Below are 12,588 nucleotides of genomic sequence, written 5' to 3' on the forward strand. Positions count from 1 at the left end.
CTCTCTTTTGCAATGAATAAGCTGCTAATCCAGCTGCTTATTCACATTACATTCCAACAGTTTGATCCTTACCTGCAATGGCTGCTTGACTAAGCTCCTCTTCCTGCTCTTTACGAACGTTCATCCGATCAATAATTTTCAGGAACGGGAACCAGATGACAAAGACGACAGCCATATTAAACAACTGCAGTATGCCTCCCATTAGAGAACCCGTAGCCATCATTCCACTAAAGAACAACGGCATCGTCCAAGGAACTTGTATCCCGTTTGGCGGCGGCACAATTCCGGTGGTCATGGCAAAGTAAGTAATCAGCGTAACAATCATTGGAGAAATAACCCATGGAACAAAAATAAGCGGATTCATCACAATCGGCAGACCGAATATGACGGGTTCATTGACATTAAACAGGCCCGGTCCAAGAGCCAGCTTACTGACCTGCTTCAATTGCTTGCTCTTCAGGAAGATCAGAATCGAAAGCACGACAGCCAGTGTCATACCTGTACCACCGATACCTACGGTGTAAATATCCACAAACTGCTTGGTGATGATATGCGGCAGTTCTGCTCCTTTGGAGTACGCTTCATAGTTTTCAAGTGCCAACGTATTCCAGATGGGGTCCATAACCGAGTTAATAATAATTTGACCATGAAGCCCAAAGAACCATAAAAGCTGAACAAAGAAAATAGCAATCAATGTAGGGATAATGCCACTGCCCAAATGCACCAGAGGTGCCTGTACAGCATGATAAATCAGATCATGCAGGTTATTATGAAGGGTCAGTGTAACCACAACGTTGATGATCAAGAATATGCCCAATGTAATACACGCCGGAAGCAAAGCGGCAAATGATTTGGCAACTGCCGGCGGAACGCCTGGAGGCATTTTAATGACAAAATTCCGCTGCGTCACCTTTCGATATATCTCAGCCGCGATAAAAGCGACGATCATACCAAGGAACATGCCTTTGGCACCGATCCGATCCACCGGAATGACACCAGCAATCGTGGCACCGCTTTCTTGTGTCAGCACAAACGGGGTGAGCATCAAGAAACTGGCCAACGCAATCATGCCGCCGAATATGGGCTCGACCTTATAACTTCGAGATAGATAATACCCAATCCCGACGATTACAAATAAGGTCATGATATTCAGTGTGGCATTAGGCGCAATGTTCAGCAGACTGCTAAAAGTCGCATAATTGCCGTCGCCCATCCACCCTTTTAGAAACGGCAGATTGATAATAACGACGATAATGGAGCCAAAAACCGTTAATGGAAATGACAGCATAAATGCATCACGCAGTACAGTAAGATAGCGGTTGTTGTTCAGTTTACCGGCAATAGGTATCAGTATCCGGCTTAATTTTTCAAACAAAGCCTATTCCTCCCCGCGAAGTGACTTGCATCAATAGGGTTGCAAGCTTTTCATGTCCTCAATTTCACATACTTATATGTTTCGTTATAAATTTCTGGATTTGAACAGCTCCAGCAATTCTAGAACCAGGTCCTTCATGGTAACCGTGGACATCAGATGATCCTCGGCATGCATTAGAAGGAGCGAGAAAGGAGTTTGGTCACCTCCCGCTTCCTTCTTAACCATCTGAAAATGGATATCATGCGCAGCACGTAAATCCTGCTTGGCTTGTTTGAGCAGTTCGTCCGCACCTTCTACATTCTCATTTCGGTATTCGGTCAGCGCCTGAATTACTTTACTGCGAGCGCTTCCACTATGAAGAATAAGTTGGAAACTAATTTGCTCTTCTGTCAGTTCAGCTATATTGACTTTATCCATTTTTGCGTTCCACCAGCTTCACGGCCTGTTCATAGGCTTTCTTACCGTCAACCATTCCGTAGGCCATCATGTCGATCACTTCTACATGAATACCATATGGAGCTGCTTCCTTTTCCAGTTGTCCTTTCAGAAAACTCATTTGTGGTCCAATCAATACCGCGTCAGCCTTAGCCATGTCTTCTGCCGCCTGATCTTGGCCTACTGCCCAAATTTCAGCCTCGTCCCCAATGGACTTAGCATATTCCTGCATCTTAGTAACCAGCAAACTTGTAGACATACCTGAGCTGCACGCCAGTAAAATTTTCTTCATGGTTATTCCTTCCCTTCAAGGTCTTATTGGATGTTAAGTACTAGAAAACGTTTACAGCGTAATTATAAATCCAGTTTTTTGATTTGTCTATACATTTAATTTATATGTATAGACTTTTTTAAAAATGACACGACTTCTTCACTTTTTTTCTTGAAAATGAACGTGATCTCTTATCTTAAATCTCTCAATAAGAGCTGAAAATTAGAAAAATTTAGAATATCAAGAAACATTCCTACATTTTTATCGTCTATATTATGGAAGACCTTACGTATGAGGGTAAGATTTTCCGAATCCCAAAGTTAAAATCAACTCACAAAGGAGCTTATGCATGTTAAAAAAGTTAGGATTAGCTGCATTAATTCTGGTTACTAGCCTCTCCGTTATTGGAACAGGCTGGGCCGCATCCAGCACAACAACCATTGAAGTTTCTAAAACTGCTCTGGATTACAACGTTGCTCGCCCGCTGAGCGATGGTGCTTTTCATGATGGCTTATTAGCCGCTGAAACGTCCGCTGGAAACCTCGTGTATTACAATACCAAAGGAGAGAAAGCTTTCTCACTTCCCGCCGAGCTTAAACCCATTGGTGATTTTCATGAGCAGCGAGCGGTAGTCAAAAATACAAAAACGAATCTCTACGGATACATGAACACCAAAGGGACACTAGTCATCCCTTGCCAATATACCGAAGCCAATTTCTTTTCCGAAGGGAAAGCCAAGGTCACCATAGCAGACACCAAAGAAAATGCAATTATAGATCGAACGGGAAAAATCCTTTCTCATTTTAAAGAAAATGTGGATTCAGAATATATATTTACGGACGGTCTGGCTCTTGCCTACGCTCCCAACACTGGCAAGATCGGTTTTGTGAATGCCTCTGGTCAACTAGCGATTCCTTATAAATACAAATACAGTCGTGGTTTCTCGGATGGCTTGGCTATTGTTCAAAATAGCAAAGAGCTATACGGGTATATCAATACAGCAGGGAAAGAAGTCATTCCTCCTCAATATAAATCCGGTGGAGACTTCTCGGAAGGGTTGGCCTCGGTGCAAAATACCAAGGGGAAATGGGGATTCATCAATAAACAGGGGAAAGTCGCGATTCCCTTTAAATTTACGGATGCCCAGAATTTTAGTGAAGGCCTGGCGAGTGTGAAAAATGCAAAAAACGAAGTCGGATTTATTGATAAAAACGGAACGCTGGTCATTAAATATCAACATAAATATGATGTTACCTCTCCGTTCAAAGAAGGCTTTGCTTTAGTCGGTAAACAAACACAATCATCCGTCTCTGACGGCAAATTCGGTTACATCAATCGTCAAGGGCAACTGCTGACTAAACTTGAGTACAGAGCGGAATCCTCCTCCTTCTCTAATGGCTATGCTGTTGCTTTTATCAAGCCAGGCAAAGCTTTCATTGTATCTAAACATTCCGTTTCAAAATAAAAAAGACGACCCCGGAGACAGATCGAGTGGATCTGCTTCCGGGGTCATTAAATTTCCAATATATCGAATATAATTAGTCGTGTGTGTAGAATTTCACTCCAGGCAGATCTGCTGCCACCCACGAATAGTTAATGGTATTACTGTTATAATTTTTGGTCCCCGCCTGAGCAACCTGTACTTCTTTCAAAATCGTAATCGATGAACCCTTCGGTCTGACAACGACTACATGACCATGTCCATCTTCTTTTTTGATCCCGATCGTAGGATACCCGAGATTGGCTCTTTTTTGAGCATCCTGAAAGGTTACAGAGTACCAGCCCGGCGCTTTTTTATTCAGTAAAGCATCAGCCATTTGATTGGCTAAGCCACTTGGCAAGGGTGCCGACATCGCAGACATCACATCTTGCGCGAAAATATTACATTTCGTTCCACCTACTGGCGAATACTTCTTGTTCGTTTCTACCTTAAAACCGTCAATTACAGATGCGTAAGTACTTGCACTTCTAGCCATTGAAATTCCCCCTGAATATAAGTTGTAGAGGAAATGAACGGAGTCGCTTGAACATCTGAATGCTCCACATTCAATTGATGTTGGCCTCCATTCCCTCTCAACTATTAGGGTGATTTCCGGCTTACTTTAACAACGCAATACCACGGAAAATTAACTTATTTTATTTTTTCTATTTAAATTCCATCTACAGTGATGGCCCGGCCTTCTGATCCATTAGGTTGAGAAAATAAAACGCCTTTCTCGTCAATCATCACTTAACTGAAGGCTTTCTTCACTGATTACGGTTGGAACGATAAGCTCGGGAGTAGTCGTAGTCTTAGCTTGTGTTAAATAGTCTGCTGCCCCCACCATCAGAGCGATGCCGATAAATAGCACGATCCAATTACGATTCTTTTTCATCATCTGTACCTCTCATTCTTCACTGCGCCCGTTCAGCCACTTGAACCAATGGAGCAGATGACTGAATCGGTATTCATGCTGCGAAGCGTACGTCCATACTTCTGGCTCTTCACCGGGCTCCTTCCAGACGAGCATGGAAAAGTGACCTTCTTCCTCGCTCGCAACCGACAGCAGCGAAAGACGATCATCCCCGAATCGGTATGGAGCCGATTCCACCCAGTAATTCCGCATATCGCTGATCCAGCTGCGGAACTGCTCTGTACCTGCGATCCGCAGGACTTCATCAGGTAGGAGCAGATGCTCGTCGATATCCTTCCAATCCCCCGCATATCGGTACCGCGCTGCCAGCATTGGACTGAGTGGTCGGATTTTACCGGGAGCCAACGTAGGCATATAGGCGACGGGAACGACCGGACCGATACTCTGGATAGCATAAGACCGAGCTTCCTCCTCACTCATTCCGTAAGACATAGCCTCCACGAGAAAATCGTTCCGTCTTACACCAAACTGATGCTGATACTGTGACATTTCATCCTGTAGCTCCAGTACCATACCCTGTGCCGTTTCTGTTCCGATCATTCCCAAACACCTCTCATTCCAAAATATAGTCGTGCAATTCCCGTTGCGCTCGATACTTTGCCCAATTGAATTCAGGCCAAGCCGATTCTTCTCTCGTCATGCTCGTCAAACGGGCTTGTAAAAACTCATCTAGTGATCCATGTTCCTTACGACTAAAGTCAATCAGCAGCGGAATCGCGTCCGCCGATAGCTCACTCAAATATTCCTTATCTATCACCGATGTCGTGCGATACCGTTCGAGATTATTTTCAGCAATCCGTATATCAATGCCCACATAGTTCACGACGACATAGGCGACCAGAGCGAGTACAATGTAATACTTCGCCAACGGCAGTTGGCGGACATGAATGCGCACTGCTGCAATAAGCAGTAGCAAGCCCAGAAAAATCATAAACGCGTGTACCAAATAGCGGGTGTACGTATAGCCGTATGCTTCTTCGTACATAACCAGCCGGGTATATCCCGAGTACAGCATCACACCCGAACAACCAACGAGTATGTACAGCAGGCCGCTGTTCATTTTTTGCACTATACTTGAGCCAAATTCAGTCCACTTCAATACACTGATCATCAGCACAAAGTTGATACCTGTTACCATAACCAGCTCCCCGAATCCTCTTCTCGCATATTCAGCATACGAGGTTCCTTCGGGCAGAGCACCTTCCCATGCACCAAACAAATATCCGAACTGCAACACGACGAACACAACATACACCAAATTCATGACAATCAGCACCGTAGCGGTAATTACAGGATCAAACTTGATCGCAACCGGCTCGTGGTAAGGTACTGTTGATGACTTAGTTTCTCTCTGCGTATTACGCGGAGCAGGCTGTACAAATCCCCACAAGTAACAGAAGAAGCAGAAGGTGAAAAAGCAGGTCCAGATCAGCCGCAGCATGCCACTCCCAAAGGACAGCGTGCCGATCCAATCGGGTATGCCAGATAACAACTTTTCGAACATCCCATCCGCCGAAGCCAGCAAAGATATGATGATGAACAGTAGCGGTAAGGCAATAAGCAAACCGATTATCACTTTGCCCAATACACGCTTACGCTCATCCTTCACATTCCGAAGGGCTACTGTCTTGACCATCCGAAACGGGGTCACGATATGACGAAAGTTTTGATAAAACCAATGGCTTAAAGCCTGCCCAATAATACCGGGTTCTGACCAGCCATGCCTTTTCTCCCCAAACAGCAGCACCATATGTACGCTAATCAGAGCAGGTATCGCCAGCGCATTTAACACATATAGGATCGGATTATTGAACAGCGCATATGTCAATGCCAGCATGAAAATGATCACAAACAGCAAACGCCCTATCCATGATCTGGTCTGGAAACGATCTCGATTAAAGGCGTACATATAGGCGTAAAACACTATAACAAAAATGGGCATAGACACGCCCAGCCCATGTCCGTAAAACAGATATTGATGAACCAGTGCCAACCCAATGGCGCCAGCAAAGGCGGACAAAATTGACGCTTTCGGCAAAGACGTTCCATTCATCTTGTCATGCATGATAAATACCTCCGCAAATATGCTTTATAACCCTTATTGTAGATGATAAAATAAGAAGATAAAGAGAAATTAATTCAAACAAAATTTCCTATTTTATAAAAGTGGCTACGCTTTTAATCAAATATAGGGGAAACGGAGAACCTTGAATGAAACTCCATGCCCAATTTTTACGACTTCACTCACACGCAGCTGACGACAAGGACGAAAACCATACTATAGAGACGACACTGGATGAGCTGGCGGCTATTTTTGACTGTACTCACCGCAACGCCTTGATGATCATTCAGAAAATGGAGCAGCATGACTGGATACAATGGACTCCCCGCCGAGGCAGAGGCCGCCGCTCCAGTCTGCGCTTCCTTATTCAGCCGGAAGACATTGCCGTGCAATCCATGATGCAAGCCATAGACCGCCATGATATCAAACGCGCGCTGGATGAGATCCGAGTTCATTCGCGCTCCTCCACCATGCAAGAGCATTTGCAAGGCTGGCTGCTAAATTATTTTGGGCACCACGCGGAGGTGCGAAGTGATCAGCAGCAAATCGACACGCTGCGTCTGCCTATTCGCCAACAGCTTTATACGCTGGACCCGTTGTACTTGAACTGGCTCGCCGAGTCCTTCGTATCCAGCCACGTCTTTGATGGCCTGGCCCGTCGGGCGAACGAAAGCGGCGAGATTTTGCCGGGATTGGCGCACGCTTGGGAGGTGGACACCACTCGTACACAGTGGACCTTTTTCCTGCGTAAAGAAGTGTTGTTTCATAACGGAAAAATACTGACCGCTGAAGACGTCGTCTATACCTTTGAGCGACTGAGTCGGGCGCCGGGAAGGAGACTTTATCATTTTATCGTCCGGCAAATTCAGCACGTCCAGGCGCTAAGTCCAACGATAGTACGCTTCGTACTAAAGGAGCCGAACGAGCTATTTCTATCCTTCCTGTGTACCAGCCGGGCTGCGATTGTGCCGCGTGAGCTTAATCAGGTCGGTGAGGCCGCCTTTGGCATCCGTCCTATCGGTACAGGGGCATTCAAAGTCACGGAAATGAACGAAAGCCTGTGTACACTGGAGGCTTTCGCACCTTATTTTCAAGGCCGGGCTCATCTGGACCGAGTGGAAATTGTCCAACTCCCGTGGGCGACTAAGCTGGTATCGTCGGATACGGAAGACACCGCTTCTTCCTTTCACATTATCCATAATCCCGTATCGGCGGGAGATACGGATACCGCATGGAGCCAGATTCACTCGGCGGCTTCGGTACGCAAATTTATCACATGTAATACACACAAGGATGGACCGCTGCGCGATCCAGAAATACGTGCCCGCATTGTAGCATGTCTGGATCATCGCTCCCTTCCTCCAGCAGTAAATTTATCTAACGATTCTTATGAACCACTGGCGGCACTGCAAATTGCTACCATTCCCGAGTATAAAGCGGACGCAGACCGGGTTGCGGCTCAGCTCGAATCCTGTGGGTATACCTGTAACATCGTGGCCGCATCTATGAATGAATTCAAAAGCTCATCTATCCGTATGGAGTCTGACTTAATCATCTTTTCTCTCTTTCGTGACCGTGATGAGCAATTACGCCTGTTTGACTTGTATCTCAATGTATCTGGGCATGTCGAGCCTCATAGCCGTGTGGATATCGAAAGACTGCTGCGTGAAATTGCACGGGAGGCCGATCACACTGTTAGGGCGCAGCAATTTGAACATATCGAAACTCGGCTCATGGATGAGCACCAGCTGCATATTTTATATGAAAAACCCGTTCAGACGGCCTATCTCCCTTCTGTGCGCGGCGTATCTTTTAACAGTCAGGGCTGGGTGGATCTGCGTCATGTCTGGTTTCCACCTGCTGTACCTCCATCATCCAAGCCTTGAGCCAAGCGGTCCATTCAAGCGCATCGCATGATCAAAAAAAGGTATCCTCTTTTCACAAGAGGATACCTTTGGGGTTACGACAATCCAGACCTTTTCAAGTAGATGGTTCAAGGGATGAAAATGCCCATCCCCCCAACCCATGACTGTGGACATCGCTAGGATCTTCCATAGGAGGGGTAACGGGTGAAAAATTCAACAGGATAAAAACATTAAATGCGAGCAGAGAAAAAACGATCTTTTTTATCATGGATGTACTCTACCTCTCCAAGTAAGTTTTTATATTCCTCTTTGTCCTGAGAAGTGGCAGTATGTCGATACTTTTCAAATAACCCTACACATTTGATTGTGACAGGATTACCATTCAGCACGACGGAATAAGAAAGGCTCTCAAGCAAGAATTTCATACCTTTGGTATAACGATGTTTGTTGAGATCATAACAAGCCATCTCTGCCAAAAATCGTGCATAGAGATCTGCTGACATTTGCTCCGTATAAGTGCCTACCTTGACATGCTGATCTGCAAATGCCTCAATTTGTTTTTCGAAACGTTGCAGTACATGGTCTACATTAAAATCATAACGGTTGGCCGCTACCATTATTTTATGCAACCCCACCAGAATTTCGCCTTCGTTTTTTTCCAAATAATCTACATACTGTGGAATCACATCCAGACTGCCGGACATCAACTGATATAAATACCCGTTGGCCTCAGCCCAGTTGCTACAAAGGGCCTTTAAACGGCGAGCTTCTTCCGTATCCTCTTGCACCCAGCTCAAATCAGAGTATAGGGATACAAATTCCAGTGCCTTCTGATAATCCCCGCGCTCATCCCACACCCCGGCACGCAGCACGTAAGAATATACAATATACATAAACAAAGGACCCTTAGGTTCCTTGCCACGCTCCGATCTTCTGGTATTTCCGTATTTTTGCTCGTATTGCACCTTGGCTTTTTGAGCCATTTTTTCAGCAAACCATTCTACTTTATCCCAACGCCGCAAGGAGGCATAGGTATTAGCCAAGTCTCTTAAGGCATCCAGTTGGTCTGCTTCACCCAGTCGGTCCACAAAGCTTTCGAAATGTGTGGCTGCCCATAAATTTTCGTCCTGATCATCACCAACGGCAATCGTAAATAAACGGTATTGGCAGAGCGCCAGACGCTCCGAATGTTGGTACTTCTCACTTTCCGAAACATTTTTATAAATAATTGCAGCAGCCTCGAGCTTACCTTCGCTGAATAATTCTTCTGCTGTCTCAAACAATGCTGGGGCGTATATGAGATAGTCCATCATAAACTCCACGACTTGCTTAATACAATCCAGTTTGTTCAGCTCTGCACAGCGATGCAAAAAGGGACGAACCCGTCGCCAATTCGGTGCCGTATTCCGTATGAATTCATCAATGTATAACTCATAGAGGCTCCCTTCTTCAAGCCCCATGCCTGCACCAATCCGATCCAACAGCAGCATCGCAATCGGACGATTACCGTTAATAATGGCACTGATCGTGCCTGCATTAATACCTGTGTTCTCCCCAAACTTACTAATCGTAATTCCTTCTCGTCTGATGTACTGCTCCAGCTCTGCGCGAATTGTGGTTGTTTCCTTCAAACCAGGCACCCCCAGGGATTACTTGCATGATTACAATACAAAAAAAGAAAATTCCCGTGAATATTCCCTTAATTATACAAAAGAAAGTTCACTTAGCCAACCGCTCCAGTAAATTTATATCAAAAAATTCAATAATTCTCCGAATTGCCGTATACTACGGGGAGGTGAGCCGAACAGCTACACCCAATCGGTACGCAGGAAAGGATACGACAAATGGACAACACCCCTACAGCAGAACAAGAAATTGCACAATGGATGGTTGCGCAGATCCGTGAAGTGGGCACCCTGAAACAAGAAGATGCAATTGCATATGTACGCTCTGAGTATGGAGAGCAGTATGTGTTTATAAGCGAGCATGGTCATGTATCTCTGGAAAAAGAAATCAAAAAAGCATTTCGCAAGCTTCATGGTGGCAGAATCGCCTGGGATCGTGACGGATTTCTCTGGGCCTGGACTTAACAAGCAAAAGCATCTGCCCTAGGCAGGTGTTTTTTTAATGATTTATCCATATATCCTCTGGAGTCGGTTAATTTCTTCCTTCACAAACTGTCGGAGTATTACAGGCTCCACAACTTCAACCCTGCCAATCCAATCCATAGCATCGCGGCAGGCCGCTTCATAACTATACATGTTGACCGTTAGAATGAAATGAGTGCCTTCCTGTACAGACTGGATGATTTCCATTCTTTTCGCTATAATTCCCGCTTGCTTCTTATTCGTTCGGATCAAAACGGGATAGTATTCTTTCTCTGTACAAAGCTGCTTAAACGCGGTTTCTTGCCTCATCCAATGATGTTCCAGCGAAAAATCCACCGGAACCTCAAAGACTTCCGCAGACGGCAGAACCTCCTTGATTCGCTCACATTTAAAGGTCCGAATCTCCTGCCCAACTTCACAGAAGGCAATGAGATACCAATCTCCTTTTTTCACCACAAGTCCATAGGGATGCACATGACGGGAAGAACAGATTCCGTCAGCTTTCTCATATTGAATGGTTATTTTATGTGATCCCCACACTGCAGTTCTCACGGCCTCAAGACAAGGAATTGCTATACGTTCCGTCCACCACGGCGTATCATCAAAATAAAACCGCGCTTTGGCTTTCTTAATATCGGACTGATAAGGGTCTGGCATCGTCTGTTCCAGTTTGAGCAGAGCATTCTTTAACTTCAAACCCGATTCCGTGGGCCCTCCTGTATAAATGCCCATCCCTGTTAAATACAACTGAATAACATCCCCGCCATTCAACTGTTTCAGGTTTGCCGTATAACCCTCCATTAAATAAATTCCGCCCTTCGGGCCGGAAGCGGTAACAATCGGAACGCCGGCTTCAGCCAGGAGGTCGATATCCCTGTAAATGGAGCGTACAGAGGTTTCCAGTGCCAACGCCAATTCCTTGGCTTTCATTCTCCCTCTAGATTCGATACATAATAAAATCGCGATTAAACGATGCAGTCTCACAATCATACCTCCACAATAGATGGTTAACCCGAATTGAAAAGATAATGCAAAGATTGTTGACACCCTGTTGGCAGTAATAGGTGTGTATCATAGAAGTAAAGGGGTGTAATGGATGATGAATATTGGAATATTGGGGACGGGATTCGGCGCGTATCATGCCTCACTGTTAAACAACCATCCCAAGGTAAACAAAATCATCGTATTTGGAAGGAACGAAGCCAAGCTGCAAAAGCTGAAAGAGGAGCTGAAAGAGGAGCTAAACGTAGAAGTCACACAAAATATAGAGGATATTCTGCTGGATCCAGACGTGGATATCGTCGATCTATGCCTGCCCTCCCACCTGCATAGGTCATATGCTGTGGATGCGCTGAAGCACGGTAAGCATGTATTTTGTGAAACACCCGTTTGCTTTAATCTCGAAGACGCTCTTCTTATGCAACAAGCTGAGAAGCAATATGACAAAAAGATTCTGGTCAACCAGTTCATTAAGTTTGATCCTGCCTATACCTATCTGTATGAGGCATACCGCCAACAGAAATACGGGAAGCTCATTTCCTTATCTTTGAAAAGAGAAACGCCTCCTCTGTGGGGGGATCTTGGACTAAGCTCCATCCCTACTCAGTTCATGATTCATGAACTGGATTTATTGACCTGGCTATTAGGCCCCTGTGACCCATGTACAGTCTGGGGTACAGAAGTGACCCATCCTGAACAAGCACAGGTTCGGGCTTACTTTCAGCATCAGGATACATTCACAGAAGTCATCGCCTCATCCCACATGCCGGGAAGCTACCCATTCACAGTGGCCTATGAGGCTTGTTTTGAAAAGGCCAAGCTGGTATTTCATGAGAGCGACGAAAACGATCTTATACCTACCGTATTATATGAGTATACCGCATCAGGACAGCAAAAAATCAACCTCGAATCAGCCAATCCATACGAAAAAAGCCTGGATCATGCACTTGAATGCTTTGGCGGACATTCGGAAAGCCTGATTCCACTGGATTCGGCTGTACAAGCGCTGAAAGTAGCTATTGAGATTAAAAGCAGACTGGGGCAAGGCCAGCGTTAGCC

13 protein-coding genes are annotated in these 12,588 nt (G+C 45.4%); 4 read left to right on the forward strand and 9 right to left on the reverse strand.

What is annotated here, in order from left to right; all coding sequences use genetic code 11:
- Positions 1–46: 46 nt before the first annotated feature.
- The 3 genes from celB to NSQ68_RS24925 all read right to left on the reverse strand — a co-directional run bounded on the left by celB (position 47) and on the right by NSQ68_RS24925 (position 2,102).
- Complete coding sequence (gene celB / locus NSQ68_RS24915; protein ID WP_250240829.1) at positions 47–1,375, reverse strand: PTS cellobiose transporter subunit IIC; 1,329 nt, start codon at positions 1,373–1,375, stop codon at positions 47–49.
- Positions 1,376–1,459: 84 nt separating this feature from the next.
- On the reverse strand, positions 1,460–1,792 hold the full coding sequence (locus tag NSQ68_RS24920; RefSeq protein ID WP_250240831.1) for a PTS lactose/cellobiose transporter subunit IIA: 333 nt from the start codon (positions 1,790–1,792) through the stop codon (positions 1,460–1,462).
- Positions 1,785–2,102: a PTS sugar transporter subunit IIB gene (locus NSQ68_RS24925; RefSeq protein WP_029518773.1), complete on the reverse strand. Its 318-nt coding sequence runs from the start codon at positions 2,100–2,102 to the stop codon at positions 1,785–1,787. Before NSQ68_RS24925 ends, NSQ68_RS24920 begins: the two co-directional genes overlap by 8 nt.
- A gap of 328 nt (positions 2,103–2,430) precedes the next feature.
- On the opposite strand from NSQ68_RS24925, the gene NSQ68_RS24930 reads away from it, so the two are divergent.
- Positions 2,431–3,546, forward strand: a complete 1,116-nt coding sequence (locus tag NSQ68_RS24930; RefSeq protein WP_342427504.1) for a WG repeat-containing protein — start codon at positions 2,431–2,433, stop codon at positions 3,544–3,546.
- 73 nt (positions 3,547–3,619) lie between these two features.
- Here NSQ68_RS24930 and NSQ68_RS24935 read toward each other — a convergent pair whose 3' ends face one another.
- The 4 genes from NSQ68_RS24935 to NSQ68_RS24950 form a co-directional block, all read right to left on the reverse strand.
- Positions 3,620–4,057 carry a hypothetical protein gene (locus NSQ68_RS24935; protein ID WP_165145680.1) on the reverse strand — a complete coding sequence of 146 codons (438 nt, stop codon included), beginning with the start codon at positions 4,055–4,057 and terminating at the stop codon, positions 3,620–3,622.
- 243 nt (positions 4,058–4,300) lie between these two features.
- On the reverse strand, positions 4,301–4,459 hold the full coding sequence (locus tag NSQ68_RS24940; protein ID WP_342427505.1) for a hypothetical protein: 159 nt from the start codon (positions 4,457–4,459) through the stop codon (positions 4,301–4,303).
- A gap of 9 nt (positions 4,460–4,468) precedes the next feature.
- Positions 4,469–5,035, reverse strand: coding sequence for a hypothetical protein (locus NSQ68_RS24945; RefSeq protein WP_061829536.1), 567 nt, complete (start codon positions 5,033–5,035; stop codon positions 4,469–4,471).
- Positions 5,036–5,048: 13 nt separating this feature from the next.
- Complete coding sequence (locus NSQ68_RS24950; protein WP_342427506.1) at positions 5,049–6,560, reverse strand: DUF4173 domain-containing protein; 1,512 nt, start codon at positions 6,558–6,560, stop codon at positions 5,049–5,051.
- Between the two features lie 146 nt (positions 6,561–6,706).
- Between NSQ68_RS24950 and NSQ68_RS24955 the strand changes: the two genes are divergently transcribed.
- Positions 6,707–8,443 (forward strand): ABC transporter substrate-binding protein, encoded by a 1,737-nt coding sequence (locus NSQ68_RS24955; protein WP_342427507.1) that lies wholly within the window; start codon positions 6,707–6,709, stop codon positions 8,441–8,443.
- Positions 8,444–8,652: 209 nt separating this feature from the next.
- On the opposite strand, the gene NSQ68_RS24960 is transcribed toward NSQ68_RS24955, so the two are convergent.
- A complete protein-coding gene (locus tag NSQ68_RS24960; RefSeq protein WP_307350881.1) occupies positions 8,653–10,053 on the reverse strand; it encodes a transcriptional regulator in 1,401 nt (466 codons plus the stop codon).
- 213 nt (positions 10,054–10,266) lie between these two features.
- Here NSQ68_RS24960 and NSQ68_RS24965 point away from each other — a divergent pair, with 213 nt between their 5' ends.
- Positions 10,267–10,512, forward strand: coding sequence for a hypothetical protein (locus tag NSQ68_RS24965; protein WP_069012262.1), 246 nt, complete (start codon positions 10,267–10,269; stop codon positions 10,510–10,512).
- 42 nt (positions 10,513–10,554) lie between these two features.
- Here NSQ68_RS24965 and NSQ68_RS24970 read toward each other — a convergent pair whose 3' ends face one another.
- Positions 10,555–11,514: a WYL domain-containing protein gene (locus tag NSQ68_RS24970; RefSeq protein WP_342427508.1), complete on the reverse strand. Its 960-nt coding sequence runs from the start codon at positions 11,512–11,514 to the stop codon at positions 10,555–10,557.
- Positions 11,515–11,626: 112 nt separating this feature from the next.
- Here NSQ68_RS24970 and NSQ68_RS24975 point away from each other — a divergent pair, with 112 nt between their 5' ends.
- The gene (locus tag NSQ68_RS24975) at positions 11,627–12,586 is read left to right on the forward strand and encodes a Gfo/Idh/MocA family oxidoreductase (RefSeq protein ID WP_342427509.1); all 960 of its coding nucleotides are present in this window, start codon (positions 11,627–11,629) and stop codon (positions 12,584–12,586) included.
- Positions 12,587–12,588: the final 2 nt, after the last annotated feature.

The organism is Paenibacillus sp. FSL L8-0158 (assembly GCF_038592965.1).
Lineage (GTDB): Bacteria > Bacillota > Bacilli > Paenibacillales > Paenibacillaceae > Paenibacillus > Paenibacillus polymyxa_D.

Coding starts and splice junctions, on each gene's coding strand:
- NSQ68_RS24920 (WP_250240831.1), bottom strand. CDS start 1,792: ATGGATAAAGTCAATATAGCTGAACTGACAGAAGAGCAAATTAGTTTC.
- NSQ68_RS24925 (WP_029518773.1), bottom strand. CDS start 2,102: ATGAAGAAAATTTTACTGGCGTGCAGCTCAGGTATGTCTACAAGTTTG.
- NSQ68_RS24930 (WP_342427504.1), top strand. CDS start 2,431: ATGTTAAAAAAGTTAGGATTAGCTGCATTAATTCTGGTTACTAGCCTC.
- NSQ68_RS24935 (WP_165145680.1), bottom strand. CDS start 4,057: ATGGCTAGAAGTGCAAGTACTTACGCATCTGTAATTGACGGTTTTAAG.
- NSQ68_RS24940 (WP_342427505.1), bottom strand. CDS start 4,459: ATGATGAAAAAGAATCGTAATTGGATCGTGCTATTTATCGGCATCGCT.
- NSQ68_RS24945 (WP_061829536.1), bottom strand. CDS start 5,035: ATGATCGGAACAGAAACGGCACAGGGTATGGTACTGGAGCTACAGGAT.
- NSQ68_RS24950 (WP_342427506.1), bottom strand. CDS start 6,560: ATGCATGACAAGATGAATGGAACGTCTTTGCCGAAAGCGTCAATTTTG.
- NSQ68_RS24955 (WP_342427507.1), top strand. CDS start 6,707: ATGAAACTCCATGCCCAATTTTTACGACTTCACTCACACGCAGCTGAC.
- NSQ68_RS24965 (WP_069012262.1), top strand. CDS start 10,267: ATGGACAACACCCCTACAGCAGAACAAGAAATTGCACAATGGATGGTT.
- NSQ68_RS24975 (WP_342427509.1), top strand. CDS start 11,627: ATGATGAATATTGGAATATTGGGGACGGGATTCGGCGCGTATCATGCC.